This window comes from Streptomyces pactum (assembly GCF_016031615.1).
GTDB classification, from domain to species: domain Bacteria; phylum Actinomycetota; class Actinomycetes; order Streptomycetales; family Streptomycetaceae; genus Streptomyces; species Streptomyces pactus.
This window is the reverse complement of sequence record NZ_JACYXC010000001.1, coordinates 866,644-890,310: the sequence shown is the minus strand read 5'-3', so window position 1 is coordinate 890,310 and position 23,667 is coordinate 866,644. Positions and strand designations below refer to the sequence as shown.

The following is a 23,667-nucleotide window of genomic DNA, read 5'->3' as shown; positions in this document are numbered from 1 at the left end:
CGACCGCGGACATTTTTCAGTAGCAAGGAGAAAGTTGTGTCTGTTCCCTTCACCACCGGTGTGCACCGGCTCGCGCCGGAGACGTTCGCGTATGTGCAAGGCAGCCGCGCCACCGGGTACAGCAACGCGGGCCTGGTGTGCAGCGGCGAGGAAGCGCTGCTCGTGGACACCCTCTACACCCTCGACCAGACCCGGCAGATGCTGTCCGCCATCACCAAGGCGGTGCCCGCGACCGACATCTGCTGGGTGGTGAACACGCACCAGGACGGCGACCACTGGTGGGGCAACCAGCTCGTGGGCGACGCCCTGATCGTGTCCTCCACGGCGGCGGCGCGCAGGATGCGCGAGGCCGGGCCGGAGACCATGGAGCCCTTCCTGGCCGCCGACACCGACCCGCGGCTGCGCGCGTACCTGGAGGCCTTCGACTTCTCCGGGATCACCCCGACCTACCCGACCATCACCTTCACCGGGGAGATGGAACTGACCGTGGGCAGCCGGACCGTACGGCTGATCGAGGTCGGCCCGGCCCACACCGAAGGGGACGTCATCGTCCACGTCCCCGACGCGGGGGTCGTCTACGCCGGTGACATCCTCATGTTCGGCGGTCACGGCGTCATCCACTCCGGACCGGTCGGCAACTGCATCCGCGCCTGCGACACGATCCTCGACCTCGGTGCGGAGACCGTCGTCCCCGGCCACGGTCCGGTCGGCGGCAAGTCCGAGGTGATCCGGGTCCGCGACTACCTGGAGCGGGTGCAGGCCCACGCCACCACCGCCCACCAGCAGGGCAAGTCCGCCCTGGAGGCGGCCCGGGAGTTCGGCTTCGACGAGTTCTCCGGCTTCGCCAACGCCGAGCGCGTCGTCCTCAACATCGGTGCCGTCTACCGGGAACTCAACGGTGACGGCACGCCCGGCATGGGCCCGCTGCTGCACCAGATGGTGGAGCTGAAGGACACCCTGGAAGCCGGGGAGACGGCATGACACCCCGGAACACCGCCCCGCGCCTGACCCCCGCGCCCGAGGAGCAGGTCCGTCCGCTGCTCGGGATGCCCGCCGCCGTGCAGTCCGACCCCGACGGTCCCCTGTCACACATGGTCGGCCAGCCCGTGCTCAACGTCCTGGGCGTCATCGGAAACCACCCCGCCCTGCTGTCCGGGGTGCACCCGATGCTCTCCGCGCTCGGCCAGGGGAAGCTGTCGCTGCGCGACCGGGAGCTGATGGTGCTGCGGGTGGGGTACCTCCTGCGGTCGCACTACGAGTGGGCCCACCACGTGGCGATCGGCGCCAAGGCCGGTCTCACCGAGGAGGAGATCGCCCGCGTCCCCGCCGGCCCGGACGCCCCCGGCTGGTCCGCGCACGACGCCGCCCTGCTGCGGGCGGCCGACGAACTGCGCGGCCCGGAGGCCAGGATCTCCGACCGGACGTGGCAGCAGCTGGCCACCGTGTACGACGCGCAGCAACTGCTGGAGGTGCCGGCGCTGATCGGCGCGTACACCCTGCTCGCCTACATCCTGAAGTCCTGCGACGTCGCCATCGAGGACTGGCTCACCGACCCGGCGGACCTGCCGGAGGCGTGAGGGCCGGCGGACCGGCGGCAGCGGCCGGTCCGGCTCCCCGACGGCCCGCGGCGGGGTGACGGCGCCACGGCGCCCGCGGCGCCGGCGGGGGAGACGAACGGAAAAAGAGGGGGCGGGGAGCGGTGCGGAATTCCTCCCCGCCCCGGGTTCCGCACGCGGTTCCCCGGGTGTCCCGTGACGCGCCGCGGACGTGGTGCGGGCGAGGGCGGCACGGGCCGCCCGGGAATGACCGGGGGACGACACCGCGGGGGACACACGGAGAGCGGCATGCGCCTGCTCTCCGCCCCCGCGAAAACTGGTGAAGCACCCGCCGGGTTCCGGCCGTCGCGCAGAAAGACGGCCGGAACCCGGCGGGGCCGGCGGCACAACGGGAAGAAGTCATGACTGACGCGAAGAACAAGCAACGACTGTTCGAATTGGCATTCGGACACATGGCCACGCAGACGGTGGCCACCGCGGCCCGTCTGGGACTGGCCGACACCCTCGGCGACGGAGAGCGGACCGGCACGGAAATCGCCGCCGCGCTCGGCACGGACGAGGCGACGACGATCCAGCTGTGCAGTGCGCTCGCCGCGTTCGGCGTACTGACCCAGGCGGAGTCCGGGCATTTCCGGCTCACCGAGGTCGGCGCCCTGCTCCGCACCGACCGGGCCGATTCCCTGCATTCCTTCACGCGGGTGTTCACCGACCCGGCGGTGCAGGGGGCGTGGCGGGAACTGGACACCGCCGTCCGCACCGGGAAATCCACCTTCGGCACCGTGCACGGAAAGCCGTTCTTCGAGTATGTGGCGGGCGACGCGGACCTTTCCGTGCACTTCCCGGCCACCTTGCGGCAGAGCGCCGCACAGACCGCGGAAGCGCTCCGGGACCACTACGACTTCGGCGCCTTCGGCACCGTGGCCGACATCGGCGGCGGCAGCGGTGTGGTGCTCGCCGCCGTCCTCGCCGCCCACCCCGGTCTGCGCGGCATCCTGTACGACACGGCCACGGCGGTCGGCAACGCCGAGGCGGTCCTGACGGCGGCCGGGGTCGCCGACCGCTGCACCGTGGTCTCCGGCGACGTCGGGACCGAGGTGCCCGCCGGCGCCGACCTCTACCTGATCAGGAACGTCCTGCACTACGCCGACGACGACCGCGCCGTCGCGGTCCTGGCCAACATCCGGCGGGCGATCCCGCCGCAGGGCCGCCTGCTGATCGTCGACCCGGTCATGCCGCGGACCGTCGACGGCTCCCTCCCGGACACGATGTACCTCAGCGATCTTCACATGCGGCTCATCGGGGCCGGCACGGGACGGAACAAGGACGAGTTCGCCGGCCTGTGCTCCCGGGCCGGCTTCACCGTGACCGGCTTCTCCCTGCTGCCCGCTCCGATGGCCTTCGCGCTGATCGAGGCGGCCCCCGGGGACGGCGACCACTGACGTTCCGCGTCCCGGTCCCCGGTACCGTCCGGCCCCGGCCGTACGGGAACGGGGGCCGGCAACGCGGGACGTCAGCAGGTGCGGCGCAGGTGTCCGGGCTCCCCGGCGGGCCGCACCTCCAGGTCGCGCAGCACGACCGACAGGGTGCCGCCCCACCCCTCGCAGGCGGCGGCGAAGCCCTTCGCCTCGTACTCGATCACGAAGACGCGGCCGTCGAACGCGGCGGCGTAGTCGGCGCACTCGTCGTACCGGCCGCACTCCTCGGCGACCGCGAAGTCGAATCCGATGTCCCGGCCCTCCTCCGCCAGTTCGGCGGCGTTCTTCTGGCCGATCGCCAGGCCGGCCGCGTGGGCGCGGGCCACCAGCAGCTCCGCGAACGCGAGGTCGTGCCCGGGGGTGAGGCGGCCGCCGGAGCGCTCGTGGGAGTCCAGGTTGTCGGCCTCGACCGCCTGGTACCCGGCGGCCGCGCAGCCGTCGATCCACTCGCCGACGACGGTGGCGAGCCGCTCGCGCTTGGCCGGCGTGGAGATGTCCAGCAGGGCCTCGTCCCAGTCCCGGTCCATCACCGGCGCGCCGGTGTCGTCCCGGAGCAGCAGGTCGGGATGGTGCCGCTGCCACCAGCCGGTCGCGTCCGGCTGGGCCTGGAAGGCGTTGACGTAGCAGATGTTGTACAGCCCGGCCGTCGGTTCGGCGGTGCGGTCCCGGGAGACGGCGCGCACCCCCGGCGCCGGCGGGTAGGCACCGCCGATCTGGTAGTCGAAGCCGGTGTGCGGCGCCGGAGGCACCACCGCGGGCCGCTCGTCCGGGCCGGAGGGGCCGCGCGCCGGGCCACCGCCGGCCGGCGTTCCGGAGCCCTGGGACGGCGCGGTGGACACGGCGGCCCCGTCCGAGCCCCGGCCGCCCGCCCCGCACCCGGTCGCCGGCGCGGCGAGGGCGCCGAGCAGCACCACGGCGGCCAGCCCCCGGCGGAGCGTCGGCGGCAGCGGGTCGAACATGGCGGGCTCCAGGTCGTCGGGGGGTCACCGCGCCGCCGGCGCGCGGCGGGACGGGGCCGACGGCAGGGGGGAGGCCCGGCGCCGACCCGGTACACAGTACGTCCACCCCGCCGGGCAGCCGGACCCTGGTCGTCCGCGCACGCACCGCCGGGCGAGGTCACCGGCCGGCCGGGCCGGGGGCCGTGCCTCAGGCCCCGGCGGGGATGATGCCGTACGCCTGGGCGCGCAGCACCGTGGTGATGCGGTCCTTGGTGCCGAGCTTGCGGTAGATGCTCTCGATGTGCTTCTGCACGGTGCGGACGGAGATGCCGAGACGGCGGCCGATCGCGGTGGCGGTGAGCGCGTCGGCGAGCAGGGCCAGGACGGTCACCTCACGCGGTGTCAGCCTGCCCTCCGCGGGGCGGGCGGCCGGCGCGGCGGGAACCTCGTCGCGGGCCTTCGTGGTGGAGGCGCGCCAGCTGCGCAGCAGCGTGATCTGCCGGGCGACCCCGGCGAGCAGCGGCTGGACCTGGCGGGCGTAGTCCAGGTGGGCGTCGGTGAAGCCGCTCCCGGCGCGGTAGACGGCGAAGCCCCGGACGGGGGCGGAGATGTCGGGCAGCGGGAGGCCGAGGAGGTGGTCGGCGCCCACGGTCCGGCGCAGCAGCGCCGCCTCGGCGCTGTCGCGCCACGCGGCTTCGCCGACGATCTGGCCGGCTGTCATCGGTGTCAGGTCGGTGGAGGAGGTGTAGCGGCCCGCCAGGGGGTGGCAGTCGCGGATCACCTGGCGGGCGCGGGGGCTGATTTCGGTCCGGACCGTTCCGTCCGGATTCCACAGGTGCACGGTGTCTTCACCGGCCGTCCATGTCCCGGACTTGATGACGAGGAACTTCGCGCCCCAGACCCGGAGTAACTCGGTGACGATGGGGGGCCATAAACGCTCCGGAACCTGCTCGTGAAGTGCCGTCACGGCAAGGTCGAGCATCCGCTCACGGTCGTGCAAAGGCGAGCTTGGCACCGCGCCTCCCCCTCTTGTCAATACGTACTGTTGCTTATACCGGTCGTCCTGTTCCTGGGTGACGCTGAAGAGGCAGGGACCGGTACGTCGCTCGTCGTCGCGCGCTGCTGGTCGGCAGGGCGCGCACGGTAGGAGCAGGTTGATCGGAATCGAGTCCAACGGCGCGGTTCTCCGCCGCCCTTGGTCATTGGGTATGGCGGCCGAATCGAAAGCTCGACGCAGCACAGAATACGACGTCGTGCGACCGTATCCGAATATCCGGAATTCAACTTTCCGGTGATGTCGGAACGCCTCACACGGCCTCGGTAATTCGGTTCCTCATGCCCCCGTCCACCCTGCCCGGTCCGGTTCCGGTCCGTCGTGAGACGGACCTCACAGCGGATTCCGCGGATTGCGCATCGGTGAGCTGTATCCGATCAGGATCGGGCCGGGTCCTGTGCTGATGAGGCCGGATCAACGAAGGCGTTCACGGGGGCTCTCCGCGGGGCGGACCGTCACACAGGCAGGCCGTGCCCCGGCCACTCCGGGGACCGGCTCGGCAGAAAGCACGTCACCGACCCGATCGGGCGATCGCGAGGAAGTCATGCACAAGTTCGTCGAGGGGCGCACCACGGTCAGGCGGTCCGTGCCGGGCCCGCGGGCGCCCGAATCCCGCCCGGCCGGCGCCGGGCTGACGGCCCGTTCGCGAACCGTCCCCCCGGTGCGCCGTGCCGGGTGCGCCGGCCGGCCGTGGGACCGCCGGGCCGCCGATCCGGATCGCGCGGGAGAACGCGCGATGAGAGCAGTCGAGAACACGGTCGCCGCTGGGCGCCCGGACGTGGAGGAGTAGGCATGGCCGCCGATAAGAACGACATCGTCGGGGCCCTCCGGAAGTCGCTCAAGGAAACCGAGCGGCTCCGGCGGCAGAACCAGCAGCTCCTGGACCGGGCGAGCGAGCCGCTCGCGATCGTCGGTATGAGCTGCCGGTTCCCGGGCGGTGTGACCTCGCCGGACGAGTTGTGGGAGCTGGTCGCCGAACGCCGGGTCGGGACCACCGGGTTCCCCGACGACCGCGGCTGGGACCTGGAGGGGCTGTACCACCCGGACCCGGACCACCCCGGCACCTCGTACACCCGCCAGGGCGGGTTCCTGGACGGCGCGGGCGACTTCGACGCCGGGTTCTTCGGCATCGGCCCGCGCGAGGCGCTGGCGATGGACCCGCAGCAGCGGCTGCTGCTGGAGGGCGCCTGGGAGGCGTTCGAGGACGCGGGCATCGACCCGCTGTCGCTGCGCGGCAGCGACACCGGCGTCTTCTGCGGCGTGATGTTCCAGGACTACGGATTCGTCGCCGGGATGAGCGACCGGAGCGCCGAGATCGAGGGCTACCTCCCCACCGCCGCCGCCGGCAGCGTCGCCTCGGGGCGGATCAGCTACACCCTCGGGCTGGAGGGGCCCGCGGTGTCCGTGGACACCGCCTGCTCGTCCTCGCTCGTCGCGGTGGACATGGCCTGCAAGTCGCTACGGGCCAAGGAGTGTTCGCTGGCGCTGGTCGGCGGGGTGACGGTGCTGCCGCGGCCGAACAACTTCGTCGAGTTCAGCCGGCAGCGGGCGCTGTCGCCGGACGGCCGGTGCAAGGCGTACGCGGCGGCCGCGGACGGAGTGGCCTGGGCCGAGGGCATGGGACTGCTGCTGCTGGAGCGGCTGTCGGACGCCCGCCGCAACGGCCACCGGGTGCTCGCCGTGGTGCGGGGCAGCGCGGTGAACCAGGACGGCGCGAGCAACGGCCTGACGGCGCCCAACGGCCCCTCGCAGGAGCGGGTGATCCGCCAGGCGCTGGCCAGCGCGGGCCTGACCCCGGCCGACGTGGACGCGGTCGAGGGCCACGGCACCGGCACCACCCTCGGTGACCCGATCGAGGCCGAGGCGCTGCTGGCGACCTACGGCCGCGAGCGGGCCGGGAGTCCGCTGAAGCTGGGGTCGATCAAGTCCAACTTCGGGCACACCATGGCCGCGGCCGGTGTGGCGGGCGTCATCAAGATGGTGATGGCGCTGCGGCGCGGAACGTTGCCCGCCACGCTGCACGTGGACGCCCCCTCGCCGCACGTGGACTGGGACTCCGGCGAGGTCGAGCTGCTGACCGAGGCCCAGGAGTGGCCGGCGACGGACCGGCCGCGCCGCGCGGGCGTGTCGTCGTTCGGGATCAGCGGCACCAACGCCCACGTGATCCTGGAGGAGGCCCCGGCCGAGGACCCGGCGCCGGCCGGGGACGAGGCCGTGCCCGTCCCCCCGGCGGCGGTGCCCGTGCTGCTCTCCGCGCGGAGCGAGGCGGCGCTGCGGGAACAGGCCGACCGCCTGCGGGCCCGCATGATCGCCCAGCCGGACCTCTCCGTCCTGGACATCGGCTTCTCGTCGGTGACGACACGGGCCCAGCTGGAGCGCCGCGCGGTGGTGGTGGCCCCGGACCGGGGCGCGCTGCTCAGCGGCCTGGGCGCGCTCACCGCGGGCGATCCGGCGACCGGGCTGGTCGAGGGCCGGACCATCGGTGGCAGGACGGTGTTCGTGTTCCCCGGTCAGGGGGCGCAGTGGGTGGGGATGGCGGTGGGGCTGCTGGAGTCCTCGCCGGTGTTCGCCGAGTCGGTCGCCGCGTGCGGGCGGGCGTTGTCGGAGTTCGTGGAGTGGGACCTGGAGGACGTGCTGCGGGGCGTGGAGGGTGCGCCGTCGCTGGAGCGGGTGGATGTGGTGCAGCCGGCGCTGTGGGCGGTGATGGTCTCGCTGGCCGCGCTGTGGCGTTCCTACGGTGTGGAGCCGTCGGCGGTGGTGGGCCACTCCCAGGGCGAGATCGCCGCCGCCTGCGTGGCCGGCGGCCTGTCCCTGACCGACGGCGCGCGCGTGGTGGCCCTGCGCAGCCGGCTGGTGCTGGACCGGCTGGCCGGCCGTGGCGGGATGGTGTCGGTGGCGCTGCCGGTGGAGCGGGTGGAGGAGCTGCTGCGGCCGTACGAGGGGCGGATCTCGGTGGCGGCGGTGAACGGGCCGTCGGCGGTGGTGGTGGCCGGTGACGCGGACGCGGTGGCGGAGCTGGTCGCGGCGTGTGAGCGCGAGGAGATCCGGGCGCGTCGGGTGGCGGTGGACTACGCCTCGCACTCGGCGCATGTGGAGGCGGTGGAGGAGGAGCTGCTGAAGGTGCTGGCGCCGGTGGCGCCGGTGCCGGGGAAGGTGCCGTTCTACTCGACGGCGACCGGTGGGTTCATCGACACCGCGACCCTGGACGCGGCGTACTGGTACGGCAACCTGCGCGGCCGGGTCGGGTTCGAACCCGCCGTCCGCGCCCTGATCGACCACGGCACCGGCTTCTTCGTGGAGATGTCGCCGCACCCGGTGCTGACCATGGCCGTGGAGGAGACGGCTCAGGCGCACGGGGCGCAGGACCGGGTCGGCGTGGTGGGCTCGCTCCGCCGCGACGAGGGCGGCCCGGAGCGGTTCCTGACCTCGCTGGCCGAGGCACACGTCGCCGGCGTCACCGTGGACTGGCCGGTGCTGTTCGCGGGCAGCGGGGCGAAGAAGGTGGCCCTGCCCACCTACCCGTTCCAGCACGAGCGGTTCTGGCTGACCCCGGGCGCCGCGGCCGGGGACGCCGCCGCGGCCGGACTGGGCCGGGTGGAGCACCCGGTCCTCGCGGCCACCGTGCAGCTCGGCGGCCGGGACGAGTGGGTGTTCACCGGGCGGCTCTCCCAGGACAGCCAGCCCTGGACCCGCGACCACACGGTCTTCGGAACGGTGCTGGTACCGGGCACGGCACTGGTCGAGATGGTCCTGACGGCCGGCCGCGAGGTGGGCTGCGAGGTGCTGGACGAGCTGGTGCTGGAGGCGCCGCTGGTCCTGGAGGACGACGCGGCACGGCAGTTCCAGATCACCGTGGGCGAGGCCGGCGAGGACGGCCGCCGCGAGGTGGCCGTCCACTCCCGCCCCGAGTCCGGGAGCGAGGACGAGCGGCGCGAGGCGATCTGCCACGGCCGCGGCCGGCTCACCGCGGCCGCCGGACCCGCGGAACCGTTCCCGGTGCACTGGCCGCCGGCCGGCGCGGAACCGGTCGCCGTCGGTGACCTCTACCCGCGGCTGGCGGACCTCGGCCTCGGTTACGGACCGCTGTTCCAGGGCGTGCGGGCGGCGTGGCGCTCCGGCCAGGACGTCTTCGCCGAGGTGGCGCTGCCCGACGACGCCGGCACCGACGGATTCGCCGTCCACCCGGCCCTGTTCGACGCCGCACTGCACGGCTCGATGCTGGCCAAGGAGGCCGGATCGACCGTGGACCTGCCGTTCTCCTGGTCGGGCGTGAGGCTCGGGCGCACCGGACCCACCCGGGTGCGGGTGCGCATCCGCCCGGCGGGGGAGTCCGCCCTGCGCATCGACGTGGTCGACGACGCCGGCGCCACGGTCGTGGCCGTGGACTCCCTCGCGCTCCGCCCGATGGACCAGGCACAGCTGGAGAGCGCCCAGCAGAGCAGGCGCAACGCCCTCTTCCGGATCGACTGGTCCCCGGTGACCGCCGGTGCGGCGCGGCAGGCGCGGACGGCGGTCCTCGGCGAACTGCCGGCGCCGGGCGAGCGGTTCACGGACCTGGCCGCCTTCCGGCAGGCGCTCGCCGACGGTGCGACGGCCCCCGAGGCGGTGCTGGCCGAGGTCGTGCCCCCCGCCTCCGCGGACGACACGGCCCGGGCCGCGCTGGCGGTCGCCGGGCAGGCGCTGGACCTGGTCCAGCGCTGGCTCGCCGACGAGCGGACGGCCGGCACGCGGCTGGTCCTGGTCACCCGCAACGCCGTCGCGGTGGGCGACGAGGCGCCGGACGTCGCGCACGCCCCGGTGTGGGGCCTGCTGCGCAGCGCGCAGTCCGAACACCCGGGCCGGTTCACGCTGGTGGACCTCGACGGCGGCGACCAGCCGGAGTGGGGTGCGCTCCTGGAGCTGGACGAGCCGCAGCTGGCGGTCCGCGGCGGCACCCTGCTGGCGCCGCGGCTGGGGCGGGTCCCCGCGCCGCCGGCCGGCGACGCCTGGCGGCTGGGGATCGAGCAGAAGGGGTCCCTGGAGGACCTGGCGATCATCCCCTCGGAGGCCGGCCGGCCGCTCGGCGCGGGGGAGGTGCGCGTCGGGGTCCGGGCCGCGGGCCTGAACTTCCGGGACGTGCTGATCGCGCTCGGGATGTACCCGGGCGAGGCCCCGCTGGGCAGCGAGGCGGCGGGCGTCGTCCTCGACGTCGGCTCCGGCGTCACGGACCTGGCCCCGGGCGACCGGGTCTTCGGCCTGATGACCGACGCCTTCGGGCCGGTGGCGGTGGCCGACCGGCGGACGCTCGTACCGATGCCGCGGTGCCTGTCCTTCGCCCAGGCGGCCGCGGTCCCGGTGGTGTACCTGACCGCGTACTACGGCCTGGTGGACCTCGCAGGCCTGCGCGCCGGTGAACGGCTGCTGGTGCACGCCGCCGCCGGCGGTGTGGGAATGGCGGCCGTGCAGCTGGCCCGCCACTTCGGGGCCGAGGTCTTCGCGACGGCGAGCCCGCCCAAGTGGGACGCGGTACGCGGCCTGGGCATCGCCGACGAGCGGATCGCCTCCTCCCGCGACCTGGACTTCCGGGACACGTTCCTGAAGGCGACCGGCGGCGCCGGCGTGGACGTGGTGCTGGACGCCCTCGCGGGCGAGTTCGTCGACGCCACGCTGGAACTGCTGCCGCGCGGCGGCCGGTTCATCGAGATGGGCAAGACCGACATCCGCGACCCGGAGGTCGTCGCCCGCGAGTACCCCGGCGTCCGGTACCGGTCCTACGACCTGATGGAGGCGGGACCGGACCGGATCCAGCAGATGCTGACCGAGATCACCGCGCTGTTCGAGCAGGGTGTGCTCGTACCGTCGCCGATCCGGACCTGGGACGTGCGCCGCGGCAAGGAGGCCTTCCGGTTCCTGCGCGAGGGCCGCAACGTCGGCAAGGTGGTGCTGACCGTCCCCGCGCCGCTGGACCCGGACGGCACGGTGCTGATCACCGGTGGTACCGGTGGTCTGGGCGCGCTGTTCGCCCGGCACCTGGCGGAGCGGCACGGCGCGAAGCGGCTGCTGCTGGTGAGCCGCCGCGGAGCGGCCGCCGCGGGTGTGGACGAGCTGGTCGCCGAGCTGGCGGAGCTGGGCGCGCAGGCCCGGGTCGAGGCGTGTGACGTGTCGGACCGTGAGCAGCTGGCCGGGTTGCTGGGTTCGCTGGAGCGGCCGCTGACGGCGGTGGTGCACGCGGCGGGTCTGCTGGACGACGGTGTGGTGGAGTCGCTCACCGCGGAGCAGCTGGCGCGGGTGATGCGGCCGAAGGTGGACGCGGCCTGGCACCTGCACGAGCTGACCGCCGGGACGGAGCTGTCGGCGTTCGTCCTGTTCTCCTCGGCCGCGGCGCAGCTCGGCAACGCCGGGCAGGCCAACTACGCCGCCGCCAACGCCGCACTCGACGCGCTCGCGCACGTCCGGCGCGCCACCGGCCTGCCGGCCAGCTCCCTCGCCTGGGGCCTGTGGGCCGACGCCACCGGCATGACCGGCGAGCTGGACGAGGCCGACCTCGCACGCATGGAGCGCACGGGTATCGGCGCGCTCTCCGCCGACCTCGGTCTGGAACTGTTCGACGAGTCGCTCGGGCTGGACGCGCCGCTGCTGGTGCCGATCCGGCTGAACCCGGCGGCACTGCGGACCCAGGCGCAGGCGGGCATGCTGCCCGCGCTGCTGCGCGGCCTGGTCCGCGCCCCGGCCCGCCGCGCCGAGACCACCGGCGGGTCGCTGGCCCAGCGGCTGGCCGGGGTGGCCGAGGCCGACCGCGAGCAGGCCGTCCTGGAGGTGACGCTGGCCCAGGTCGCCGCCGTCCTCGGACACGCCTCCGGCGCGGCGATCGAACCCGGACGGTCCTTCAAGGAGCTGGGCTTCGACTCGCTGGCCGCGGTCGAGCTGCGCAACCGGCTGGCCCAGACCACCGGGCTGCGCCTGCCGGCCACCCTCGTCTTCGACCACCCGTCACCGGAGGCGGTCACCCGCCTGCTCCTGAAGGAGCTCGGCGGCGGAGCCGGGGAGGAGGCCCCCTCACCCTTCGAGGCGGAGCTGCAGAAGCTCGAAGCCATGCTCATCACGGTGGCCGCCGACGAGGCCCGGCTCGCCGAGGTCGAGCCGCGCCTGCGCTACCTCGGCAACCGGATCCGGGCCGTGCTCAGCGGCACCGACACCCGGCCCGCCGACGCCGACGACATGTCCGACGACGACCTCGACGTGGTGTCCGACGACGACATATTCGATCTGATCGACAAGGAGCTCGGGTCGGCATGACCGAAAACGCTGACAACGTGCGGGGCGGATCCGTGACCGACGAGCAGAAACTGCGTAGCTACCTGCGGAAGGTGACGGCGGAGCTGCGCACCGCCAACCGCCGGGTGCGGGAGCTGGAGGAGCGCGACGCCGAGCCGCTGGCGATCGTGGGCATGAGCTGCCGCTACCCCGGCGGGGTGAGCTCGCCGCGCGAGCTGTGGGAGCTGGTGGCCTCCGGCCGGGACGCGATGTCGGCGCTGCCGACCGACCGCGGCTGGGACCTGTCCCGGCTCCGCGACGCGGACCCCGACCGGCCCGGGACGGTGACCACCACCGCGGGCGGCTTCATCGACCGCGTCGGCGACTTCGACGCGGACTTCTTCGGGATCAGCCCCCGCGAGGCGCTGGCGACCGACCCCGCCCAGCGGCTGATGCTGGAGGCCGCGTGGGAGGCGTTCGAGGACGCCGGGATCGACCCGACCTCGCTGCGCGGCAGCGACACCGGTGTGTTCACCGGCGCGGTGACCTCGGACTACGGCGGCGCGATGCCGCCGGAGCTGGAGGGGTTCCGCCTGGCGGGCACCCAGGGGAGCGTGGTGTCGGGCCGTATCGCCTACAGCCTGGGGCTGGAGGGGCCCGCCGTCACGGTGGACACCGCCTGCTCCTCCTCGCTGGTGGCGATCCACCTGGCGGCGCGGGCCCTGCGGTCCGGCGAGTGCTCGCTGGCGCTGGTCGGCGGCGTGACCGTGCTCGCCGGCCCGTTCCTGTTCGTCGAGTTCAGCCGGCAGCGCGGCCTGGCGCCCGACGGCCGGTGCAAGGCGTACGCGGCGGCCGCGGACGGCACCGGGTTCTCCGACGGCCTGGGCCTGCTGGTGCTGGAGCGGCTGTCGGACGCGCGCCGCAACGGCCACCAGGTGCTCGCCGTGGTCCGCGGCAGCGCCATCAACCAGGACGGCGCGAGCAACGGCCTCACGGCCCCGAACGGTCCGTCGCAGGAGCGGGTGATCCGCCAGGCGCTGGCCGACGCCGGCCTGAGCGCCGCCGAGGTCGACGCGGTGGAGGGCCACGGCACCGGCACCCAGCTGGGGGACCCCATCGAGGCGCGGGCGCTGCTGGCGACCTACGGGCGGGAGCGGAACGGCGGCCCGCTGAAGCTGGGGTCGATCAAGTCCAACATCGGCCACACCTCGGCGGCGGCCGGCGTGGCGGGCGTGATCAAGATGGTGATGGCGATGCGGCACGGAGTGCTGCCCGCCACCCTCCACGTGGACGCCCCCTCCCCGCACGTGGACTGGGACGCCGGCGAGATCGAGCTGCTGACGCGGGCCCAGGAGTGGTCCGCCGACGGCCGGCCGCGCCGCGCGGGCGTGTCGTCGTTCGGGATCAGCGGCACCAACGCCCACGTGATCCTGGAGGAGGCGCCGGCCGAGGACCCGGCGCCGGCCGCGGAGGACGCCCCGGCCGCCGCCCCGGACCGGCGCCCGGTGACCGCGGTGCCGGTGCTGGTCTCCGGCCGCAGCGAGGCGGCGCTGCGCGCGCAGGCCGAGCGGCTGCGGACGCATGTGCTGGCCGACGCGGGACTGACCCCCGTGGACCTCGGCCTGTCGTCGGTGACGTCGCGGGCGCTGCTGGAGCGGCGCGCGGCGGTCGTGGCGACGGACCGCGAGCGGCTGCTGGCCGCCCTGGAGGCCCTCGCCTCCGGCGAGCCGGACGCCGCGGTGGCCGAGGGCCGTCCGGTGGGCGGCAAGACCGCGGTGCTCTTCACCGGCCAGGGCGCGCAGCGGGCCCGGATGGGCGCCGGGCTGGCCGCGGAGTTCCCGCGCTTCGCCGAGGCGCTGGACGAGGTGTGCGCGGAGCTGGACGGCCGGGTGGGCCGCCCGGTGCGGGACCTGCTGACGGCCGAGGAGGGCTCCGCGGAGGCGGCGCTGCTGGACGCGACGGAGTACACGCAGGCCGCGCTGTTCGCCGTCGAGGTGGCGCTGTTCCGGCTGACCGAGTCCCTGGGCCTGCGGCCCGACCACCTGATCGGGCACTCGGTCGGCGAGCTGGCGGCCGCGCACGTGGCGGGCGTGCTGTCGCTGCCCGACGCCTGCGAGCTGGTGGCCGCCCGGGGCCGGCTGATGGGCGCGCTGCCGGCGGGCGGCGCGATGGTCGCCGTCCAGGCGGACGAGGCCGAGGTCGCCGCGTCGCTGGCGGAGTTCGCCGGCCGGCTGGAGATCGCCGCGGTGAACGGACCGCGGGCGGTGGTGGTCTCCGGTGACACCGACGCCGCGGAGGAGTGGCTGCCGCGGTGGCGGCACGTCAAGACGTCGCGGCTGCGGGTGTCCCACGCGTTCCACTCCCCGCTGATGGAGCCGATGCTGGAGGACTTCCGGCAGGTGGCGCGGGGGCTGCGGTTCGCCGAGCCGCGCATCCCGGTGGTGTCGAACGTCACCGGCCGGCCGGTCACCACGGAGCTGACCGACCCGGAGTACTGGGTCCGGCACGTGCGGCAGGCGGTGCGGTTCGCCGACGGCGTGCGGACCCTGTACGAGCTGGGGGTCCGCCGCTTCCTGGAGCTGGGACCGGACGGTGTGCTGACGGCGATGGCCCGGCAGTGCCTGGACGACGAGGACGGCGTGGTCCTCGCCTCCGCGCTGCGCGCCCGGCACCCGGAGGCCGAGACCTTCGCCGGGTTCCTGGGCCGGGCCCAGGTCGCCGGCGTCGAGGTGGACTGGCCGGCGTTCTACGCCGCCACCGGCGCGCGGCGGGTGCCGCTGCCGACCTACGCGTTCCAGCGCGAGCGGTACTGGCTGGCCCCCGACTCCGGGGCCGCGGACGCCACCGCGGCCGGGCTCGGGCGGTTCGACCACCCCCTGCTGGCGGCGGCGGTCTCCGTCGGCGACCGCGACGAGTGGGTGTTCACCGGCCGGCTGAGCACGGACTCCCAGCCCTGGGCCGCGGAACACGTCCTGCTGGGCAACATCGTGGTGCCCGGCACCGGGCTGGTCGAGCTGGCGCTCGCCGCCGGCCGGCGCACCTCGGCCCCGGTCCTGGACGAACTGGTGCTGGCCGCACCGCTGCTCCTGGAGCCGGGCCAGGCACGCCAGGTGCAGGTCACCGTCGGCGCGGCCGACGACGACGGCCGGCGGGACGTGGCGATCTACTCGCGCCCGGAGGCCGGTGCCGAGGACGCCGAGCAGGAGGTGACCTGCCACGCGCGCGGCGTGCTCGCCCTCCCGCCGCCGCGGCCACCGCCCCCCGCCTGGCCCGCCGAGTGGCCGCCGGAGGACGCCGAGCCGCTGCCGACCGACGAGCTGTACGCCCGCCTGACCGACCTCGGCTACGACTACGGCCCGGTCTTCCAGGGCGTGCGCGCCGCCTGGCGCGACGGCGACGAGACCTACGCCGAGGTGGAACTGCCCGACAGCACCGGCGGCGACGGGTTCGGGATCCACCCGGCCCTGTTCGACGCCGCGCTGCAGAGCGGCGTCATCCTGGTGACCGACGGCGACAGCGGCCGGCACAAGATGCCGTTCAGCTGGACCGGCGCCCGGCTGGACCGGCGGGGCGTGGCGCGGCTGCGCGTCCGCGCCGTCGCCACCGGCGACTCCTCGCTGCGGCTGGACGCGGTGGACGAGTCCGGGGCCCCCGTGGTGTCGGTCGAATCCGTCGTCGTCCGCCCGGTCGAGCAGGCGCAGCTGGAGGACGCGCAGCGCGGCAGGTCCGGATCGCTGTTCCGGGTGGACTGGGCGCCGGTGGCCACCGGGGACCCCGCCGGGCCGGCGCGGACGGTGTTCCTCGGCGGCGGCGACCCGGGCGGCGAGCACCACCACGCCGACCTGGACGCCCTGGAGCGGGCGCTCGCCGACGGCGCCGAGGTGCCGCGGGTGGTCGTCGCCCCGGTCGGGTCCCCGGCCGCGGACACCCCGGAGGCGGCCCGTACGCTCGCCGCCGAGGTGCTCGCGCTGGTCCAGCGGTGGCTGGCCGCCGAGCGGCTCGGCGACGCCGAACTGGTCCTGGTGACCCGTCACGCCGTCGCGGTGGGCGAGGAGACGCCCGACGTCGCGCAGGCCGCGGTGTGGGGCCTGGTGCGCAGTGCCCAGTCCGAACACCCGGGCCGGATCCGGCTGCTCGACCTCGGCGCCGGCGAGCCGGTCCCGGCCGTGCCGCCCGCCGCCGACGAGCCGCAGCTGGCGGTCCGCAACGGCGCCGTGCTGGCGCCGCGGCTCGCGCGCCTGGAGGCGCCGGCAGCGGGCGGCGCACGGCCGCTGGACCCGGACGGCACGGTGCTGATCACCGGTGGTACCGGTGGTCTGGGCGCGCTGTTCGCCCGGCACCTGGCGGAGCGGCACGGCGCGAAGCGGCTGCTGCTGGTGAGCCGCCGCGGGCCGGCCGCCGCGGGTGTGGACGAGCTCGTCGCCGAGCTGGCGGAGCTCGGTGCGCAGGCCCGGGTCGAGGCGTGTGACGTGTCGGACCGTGAGCAGCTGGCCGGGTTGCTGGGTTCGCTGGAGCGGCCGCTGACGGCGGTGGTGCACGCGGCGGGTCTGCTGGACGACGGTGTGGTGGAGTCGCTCACCGCGGAGCAGCTGGCGCGGGTGATGCGGCCGAAGGTGGACGCGGCCTGGCACCTGCACGAGCTGACCGCCGGGACGGAGCTGTCGGCGTTCGTCCTGTTCTCCTCCGTCGCCGCCCTGATCGGCAGCCCGGGCCAGGCGAACTACGCCGCCGCCAACGCCGCCCTCGACGCGCTGGCGACCGCGCGGCGCGCCCAGGGACTGCCCGCCACCTCGCTGGCGTGGGGCCTGTGGGCCGACGCCCGGGGCATGGCCGGCGAGCTGGACGGGACCGACCTCGCGCGGCTGGAGCGGATGGGCGTCGGCGCGCTCCCGGCCGAGCTGGGCCTGGAGCTGTTCGACCGGGCCCTCGGACTGGACACCGCACTGCTGGTGCCGGTGCGGCTGGACCCGGCCGCCCTGCGGGCGCAGGCCCGGGCGGGCCTGCTGCCGGCGCTGCTGCGCGGGCTGGCGCCGGTGCCCGCCCGCCGCGCCGAGGCCGGCGGGTCGCTGGCCCGGCGGCTGGCCGACGTGGCCGAGGCCGACCGGGAGCGCCTGGTGCTGGAGGTGGTGCAGGGTCAGGCCGCGGCCGCCCTCGGACACGCCTCCGCCTCCGCCGTGGACCCCGACCGGGCGTTCAAGGACCTCGGGTTCGACTCGCTGAGCGCGGTGGAACTGCGCAACCGGCTGAACCAGGCCACCGGGGTGCGGCTGCCCGCCACCCTCGTCTTCGACCACCCGACCCCGGCCGCGGTCGCCCGGCTGATCCTCACCGAGATCGGCGCGGTCGAGGCGGCGCCTCGGGCCGCGGCGCGGTCCCGGCGGGTGGCGCGGGCCGACGAGCCGCTGGCCATCGTGGGCATGAGCTGCCGCTATCCCGGCGGCGTGATGTCGCCGGACGAGCTGTGGGAGCTGGTCGCCTCGGGCCGCGACGCGATCTCGGGCCTGCCCACCGACCGCGGCTGGGACGTGGAGGGGCTGTACGACCCGGACCCCGACCAGCTGGGCACGGTGTACACCCGCGGCGGCGGCTTCCTGGAGCGGCCGGGCGACTTCGATGCCGGGTTCTTCGGGATCAGCCCCCGTGAGGCGCTGGCGATGGACCCGCAGCAGCGGCTGCTGCTGGAGGGCGCCTGGGAGGCGTTCGAGGACGCCGGGATCGACCCGACGTCGCTGCGCGGCAGCGACACCGGCGTGTTCTGCGGCGTGGTCACCACCGACTACGGCGGCGCGATGCCGTCGGAGCTGGAGGGGTACCGGCTCACCGGCAACACCACCAGCGTGGCGTCCGGCCGGATCTCCTACACCCTGGGGCTGGAAGGCCCCTCGATGTCGGTGGACACCGCCTGCTCCTCGTCACTGGTGGCCCTCCACCAGGCCGCGCAGGCGCTGCGGTCCGGCGAGTGCTCGATGGCGCTGGTCGCCGGTGTGACCGTGATGGCCGGCCCGTACCTGCTGACGGAGTTCAGCCGGCAGCGGGCGCTGTCGCCGGACGGCCGGTGCAAGGCGTACGCGGCGTCCGCGGACGGCACCGGGTTCGCCGACGGTGTCGGCGTCATCGTCGTGGAGCGGCTGTCGGAGGCCCGGCGCAAGGGCCACCGGGTGCTCGCCGTGGTGCGGGGCAGTGCGGTGAACCAGGACGGTGCGAGCAACGGCCTGACGGCGCCGAACGGTCCGTCGCAGGAGCGGGTGATCCGCCAGGCGCTGGCCAACGCGGGCCTGACCCCGGCGGACGTGGACGCCGTCGAGGGCCACGGCACCGGCACCACCCTCGGTGACCCCATCGAGGCCCAGGCGCTGCTGGCCACCTACGGCCGCGAGCGGGCCGGGGGTCCGCTGAAGCTGGGGTCGATCAAGTCCAACATCGGCCACACCTCGGCGGCGGCCGGTGTGGCGGGCGTCATCAAGATGGTGATGGCGCTGCGGCACCGGACGCTGCCGGCCACGCTGCACGTGGACGCCCCCTCCCCGCACGTGGACTGGGACGCGGGCGCCATCGAGCTGCTGACGGAGGCCCAGGAGTGGTCCGCCGACGGCCGGCCGCGCCGCGCGGGCGTGTCGTCCTTCGGGGTGAGCGGCACCAACGCGCACGTGATCCTGGAGGAGGCCCCCGCCGAGAACCGGGCGCCGGCGGAGGAGCGGGGCGACCTGCGTCCGCTGCCGGTGGTGCCGGTGACGGTCTCCGGCCGCGGCGAGGCGGCACTGCGCGCGCAGGCCGAGCGCCTGCGCACCCACCTGCTCGCCCGGCCCGAACTCTCCCCGCTCGACGTCGGCTTCTCCGCCGCCACCGGGCGCGCGCAGCTGGAGCGCCGCGCGGCCGTGGTGGCCGCGGACCGGGACGCGCTGCTGAGCGGCCTGGCCGCACTGGCCGCGGGCGAACCCGCGGACCACGTCGTCGAAGGCGACACCGTGGGCGGCAAGGCGGTGTTCGTGTTCCCCGGTCAGGGGGCGCAGTGGGTGGGGATGGCGGTGGGGCTGCTGGAGTCCTCGCCGGTGTTCGCCGAGTCGGTCGCCGCGTGCGGGCGGGCCTTGTCGGAGTTCGTGGAGTGGGATCTGGAGGACGTGCTGCGGGGGGTGGAGGGTGCGCCGTCGCTGGAGCGGGTGGATGTGGTGCAGCCGGCGCTGTGGGCGGTGATGGTGTCGCTGGCCGCCTTGTGGCGTTCCTACGGTGTGGAGCCGTCGGCGGTGGTGGGCCACTCCCAGGGCGAGATCGCCGCCGCCTGCGTGGCCGGCGGGCTGTCGCTGAGCGACGGCGCGCGGGTCGTGGCCCTGCGCAGCCGGGTGATCGGCGAGCGCCTGGCCGGTCTTGGCGGGATGGTGTCGGTGGCGCTGCCGGTGGAGCGGGTGGAGGAGCTGCTGCGGCCGTACGAGGGGCGGATCTCGGTGGCGGCGGTGAACGGGCCGTCGGCGGTGGTGGTGGCCGGTGACGCGGACGCGGTGGCGGAGCTGGTCGCGGCGTGTGAGCGCGAGGAGATCCGGGCGCGTCGGGTGGCGGTGGACTACGCCTCGCACTCGGCGCATGTGGAGGCGGTGGAGGAGGAGCTGCTGAAGGTGCTGGCGCCGGTGGCGCCGGTGCCGGGGAAGGTGCCGTTCTACTCGACGGCGACCGGTGGGTTCATCGACACCGCGACCCTGGACGCGGCGTACTGGTACGGCAACCTGCGCGGCCGGGTCGGGTTCGAGCCGGCTGTCCGCGCCCTGATCGACCACGGCACCCACTGCTTCGTCGAGATGTCGCCGCACCCGGTGCTGACCATGGCCGTGGAGGACACGGCCCGGGCCCACGGGGCGCAGGACCGGGTCGGCGTGGTCGGCTCGCTCCGCCGCGACGAGGGCGGCCCGGAGCGGTTCCTGACCTCGCTGGCCGAGGCGCACGTCGCCGGCGTCGGCGTGGACTGGGACGGGCTCTTCGCCGGCACCGGCGCGAAGCGGGTCCCGCTGCCGACCTACGCGTTCCAGCACGAGCGGTACTGGCTGGTGCCCGGCGGCGGCACGGGCGACGCCGCGGCGGCCGGGCTCGGCCGGGTCGAACACCCCGTCCTCGCGGCGGCCGCGCAGGTCGGTGACCGCGACGAATGGCTGTTCACCGGCCGGATGTCGGTCGAGGCACAGCCGTGGACCCGCGACCACACGGTCTTCGGACTGGTCCTGGTCCCGGGCATCACGCTGGTCGAGATGGCGCTGACGGCCGGCCGCGAACTGGGCTGCCCGCTGGTGGACGAGCTGATCATCGAGGCACCGCTGGTCCTGGAGGAGGGCGCCCCGCGGCAGATCCAGGTCACCGTCGGCCCGGCCGGCGAGGACGGCCGCCGCGAGGTGGCGGTCTTCTCCCGGCCGGAATCCGGCGGCGAGGACGAGCGGCCGGCGGCCACCTGCCACGGACGCGGCTGGCTGGCCCCCGACGCGGAGCCCTCGGCGCCGTTCCCGGTGCAGTGGCCGCCGGCCGGCGCCGAGCCGCTCACCGTCGAGGACGTCTACGCACGGGTGAACCGGTACGCGCACCTGACCGACGCCGACTTCGACTACGGACCCGCCTTCCGCGCGGTCCAGGCGGCGTGGCGCTCCGGCGACGAGATCTACACGGAACTGGCGCTGCCCGACGCCGCCGGCCCCGCCCAGGGCTTCGGCCTGCACCCGGCGCTGTTCGACTCCGCGCTGCACGGCGGACTCGGCATGCTCCACCGCGGCCCCGGCACCCCGGGCGGACTGCCCTTCTCCTGGTCCCGGGTGCGCCTGGCCCGGACCGGCCACACCCGGCTGCGGGTGCGGATCGGCCTGGCCGGCGACACCGCGCTGCGGCTCGACATCGCCGGCGAGGACGGGCAGCTGATCGCCGGCGTGGAGCGGCTCGACGTCCGCCCCGTCGAGCAGGCCCAGCTGGAGGCCGCCCGCCAGGGCGGGCGGCGTGCGCTGCACCGGCTGGACTGGGCCACGGTCCAGCTCGACACCCCCAAGCCGGCCCGGGTGGCAATCCTGGGCCCGCTGGAGGCGACCGGGGACCGGTTCGCCGGCATGGACGAACTGGAGCGCGCGGTCACCGACGGCACGGCGGCCCCCGAGGTGGTGCTCGCCGCGTTCGACGGCCCGGCCGAGGAGGACGCGCCCGAGGCCGCGCTGGCGGTCGCCGCCGCAGCGCTGGAGCTGATCCAGCGGTGGCTGGCGAACGAGCAGTCGGCCGACGCCCGGCTGGTCGTGGTGACCCGCAACGGCGTCGCGGTGCACGCCGGGGAGGCGCCCGACGTCACCCAGGCCCCGGTGTGGGGCCTGGTGCGCAGCGCGCAGTCCGAACACCCGGACCGCTTCGTCCTGGTGGACACCGACGGCAGCGCCGAGCCGGACTGGGGCGCCCTGGTCGAACTCGACGAACCGCAGCTCGCGGTGCGCCGGGGCGCCCTGCTGGCGCCGCGGCTCGTCCGGGCGGACACCGCGCCGCCCGGCGGAGCCCGGCCCCTGGACCCGGACGGCACGGTGCTGATCACCGGCGGCACCGGCGGACTGGGTGCGCTGTTCGCCCGGCACCTCGCCGAGCGGCACGGCGTCCGGCACCTGCTGCTGGTGAGCCGGCGCGGCGCGGACGCGGACGGCGCCGCGGAGCTCGCCGCCGACCTCGTATCGCTCGGCGCCCAGGTCCGGATCGAGGCGTGCGACGTCTCCGACCGGGAGCAGCTGGCCGGCCTGGTCAAGTCGCTGGAGCGGCCGCTGACCGCGGTCGTCCACGCGGCCGGCGTCCTCGACGACGCGGTGATCGGGTCGCTCACCCCCGAGCGGCTGGCGCGGGTGATGCGGCCGAAGGCCGACGCGGCCTGGCACCTGCACGAGCTGACCGCCGGGACGGAGCTGTCGGCGTTCGTCCTGTTCTCCTCCGTCGCCGCCCTGATCGGCAGCCCGGGGCAGGGCAACTACGCGGCGGCCAACGCGGTCCTGGACGCCCTCGCCGCCCGGCGGCGTGCGGCGGGGCTGCCGGCGAGCTCGCTCGCCTGGGGCCTGTGGGCGGACGCCACCGGCATGACCGGCCACCTCGGCCGGGACGAGCTGGCCCGGCTGGAGCAGATGGGCGTCATCGCGCTCACCGCCGAACTGGGACGGGAGCTGTTCGACCAGGCGCTCGGGGCGGACACGCCGCTGCTCGCCCCCGTACAGCTGGACCCGGCCGCGCTGCGGGCCCAGGCACGGGCCGGGCTGCTGCCGCCGCTGCTGCGCCGGCTGGCACGGGTGCCCGAGCGGCGCGCGGAGGCCGCCGTGGAGTCACTGGCCGAGCGCCTGGCCGGGGTTGCGGACACCGACCGGGAGCAGGTCGTCCTTGACCTGGTGCGCGCCCAGGTCGCGGCCGTCCTCGGCCACGCCTCCGGCGCCGCGATCGAACCGGAACGGCCCTTCCAGGACCTCGGGTTCGACTCGCTGGGCGCGGTCAAACTGCGCAACCGCCTCAACCAGGCCACCGGGGTGCGGCTGCCCGCGACGCTGATCTTCGATCATCCGACACCGGCGGCGGTCGTCCGGCTGCTGCTGTCCGGGATCGGGGGCACCGTCGCCGAACCGCCCCTCGACCGGGAGCTGGACAAGCTCGAAGAGCTGCTCGCTGCCGGCAGCGCGGGCGAGCGGCAGCGCGCGGCCGGACGCCTCCGCGCGCTGCTGTCCACCCTCACCGACGGCGGACAGAGCACCAGCGAGCTGATCGAGGCGGCCACCACCGCCGACGAGGTCTTCCAGCTGATCGACGGACTCGGCGAGGTGTGACGGTGCGGCTCCCGAAGACCGCGCACACCACGCGGCCCTGGCGGATCCACGAGATCGCCCCCGACTTCAGGGTCGAGGACGTGTGGGCGCTGCCGACGCCCGGGGGTCCGGACGACCTCGACCGGCTGGTGCGGCAGATGGCCGGCGGCGACGAGATCGAGAACGTCGTCGTGCGCACCCTCTTCACGGTCCGCTGGAAGCTGGGGGAGGTGCTCGGCTGGGACGACTCCGAGGAGGGGGTCGGCGGGCGGGTGCCGTCGCTGCGCGACCGGCTGCCCGACGACCTGCGCGCGGTCCCCGGGCCGGACATGCGCAGCTACCCGTTCACGTCGGTCTACCAGACCCGCGACGAATGGGTGGCGGAGCTGGCCAACCGGACCGTGCACACGCTGATGCACATCGGCTGGGTCCGGGACGGCAGGGACGGCTACCACGCCCAGATGACCGCGCTGGTGAAGCCCAATGGCCTGCTGGGGGAGGCCTACATGGCCGGCATCCTGCCGTTCCGGTACGCGCTGGTGTACCCGCGCGTGCTGGACACCATCGGCCGCAGGTGGAGAGCGGGGGCCGAACCGTGATCCGGGCGCGTCCGTAGCAGCCGCGCCCGCGGACGCCGCG

8 protein-coding genes are annotated in these 23,667 nt (G+C 75.2%); 6 read left to right on the top strand and 2 right to left on the bottom strand.

What is annotated here, in order from left to right:
• Nucleotides 1-36: 36 nt before the first annotated feature.
• The 3 genes from IHE55_RS03520 to IHE55_RS03510 all read left to right on the top strand — a co-directional run bounded on the left by IHE55_RS03520 (nucleotide 37) and on the right by IHE55_RS03510 (nucleotide 2,995).
• Nucleotides 37-981: an MBL fold metallo-hydrolase gene (locus IHE55_RS03520; RefSeq protein WP_197987672.1), complete on the top strand. Its 945-nt coding sequence runs from the start codon at nucleotides 37-39 to the stop codon at nucleotides 979-981.
• Nucleotides 978-1,577, top strand: a complete 600-nt coding sequence (locus tag IHE55_RS03515) for a carboxymuconolactone decarboxylase family protein (protein ID WP_197987671.1) — start codon at nucleotides 978-980, stop codon at nucleotides 1,575-1,577. The genes IHE55_RS03520 and IHE55_RS03515 overlap by 4 nt, the downstream gene beginning before the upstream one ends.
• A gap of 380 nt (nucleotides 1,578-1,957) precedes the next feature.
• The gene (locus tag IHE55_RS03510) at nucleotides 1,958-2,995 is read left to right on the top strand and encodes a methyltransferase (protein WP_197987670.1); all 1,038 of its coding nucleotides are present in this window, start codon (nucleotides 1,958-1,960) and stop codon (nucleotides 2,993-2,995) included.
• A gap of 71 nt (nucleotides 2,996-3,066) precedes the next feature.
• On the opposite strand, the gene IHE55_RS03505 is transcribed toward IHE55_RS03510, so the two are convergent.
• Together IHE55_RS03505 and IHE55_RS03500 are read right to left on the bottom strand one after the other, a co-directional pair.
• Entirely contained in the window at nucleotides 3,067-3,990 is a 924-nt protein-coding gene (locus tag IHE55_RS03505) for an endo alpha-1,4 polygalactosaminidase (protein ID WP_197987669.1), read from the bottom strand.
• A gap of 187 nt (nucleotides 3,991-4,177) precedes the next feature.
• Complete coding sequence (locus tag IHE55_RS03500) at nucleotides 4,178-4,951, bottom strand: helix-turn-helix transcriptional regulator (RefSeq protein WP_197987668.1); 774 nt, start codon at nucleotides 4,949-4,951, stop codon at nucleotides 4,178-4,180.
• Between the two features lie 864 nt (nucleotides 4,952-5,815).
• On the opposite strand from IHE55_RS03500, the gene IHE55_RS03495 reads away from it, so the two are divergent.
• Genes IHE55_RS03495 through IHE55_RS03455 form a run of 3 tightly spaced genes read left to right on the top strand, consistent with a single transcriptional unit; the run spans nucleotide 5,816 to nucleotide 23,627 of the window.
• A complete protein-coding gene (locus IHE55_RS03495; RefSeq protein ID WP_197987667.1) occupies nucleotides 5,816-12,298 on the top strand; it encodes a type I polyketide synthase in 6,483 nt (2,160 codons plus the stop codon).
• Nucleotides 12,295-23,049, top strand: coding sequence for a type I polyketide synthase (locus tag IHE55_RS30665; protein WP_232265435.1), 10,755 nt, complete (start codon nucleotides 12,295-12,297; stop codon nucleotides 23,047-23,049). Before IHE55_RS03495 ends, IHE55_RS30665 begins: the two co-directional genes overlap by 4 nt.
• A 2-nt stretch (nucleotides 23,050-23,051) precedes the next feature.
• Entirely contained in the window at nucleotides 23,052-23,627 is a 576-nt protein-coding gene (locus IHE55_RS03455) for a DUF2867 domain-containing protein (RefSeq protein ID WP_197987666.1), read from the top strand.
• The last annotated feature ends 40 nt before the right edge of the window (nucleotides 23,628-23,667 follow it).

Coding starts and splice junctions, on each gene's coding strand:
- IHE55_RS03515 (WP_197987671.1), top strand. CDS start 978: ATGACACCCCGGAACACCGCCCCGCGCCTGACCCCCGCGCCCGAGGAG.
- IHE55_RS03505 (WP_197987669.1), bottom strand. CDS start 3,990: ATGTTCGACCCGCTGCCGCCGACGCTCCGCCGGGGGCTGGCCGCCGTG.
- IHE55_RS30665 (WP_232265435.1), top strand. CDS start 12,295: ATGACCGAAAACGCTGACAACGTGCGGGGCGGATCCGTGACCGACGAG.
- IHE55_RS03510 (WP_197987670.1), top strand. CDS start 1,958: ATGACTGACGCGAAGAACAAGCAACGACTGTTCGAATTGGCATTCGGA.
- IHE55_RS03495 (WP_197987667.1), top strand. CDS start 5,816: ATGGCCGCCGATAAGAACGACATCGTCGGGGCCCTCCGGAAGTCGCTC.
- IHE55_RS03500 (WP_197987668.1), bottom strand. CDS start 4,951: ATGCTCGACCTTGCCGTGACGGCACTTCACGAGCAGGTTCCGGAGCGT.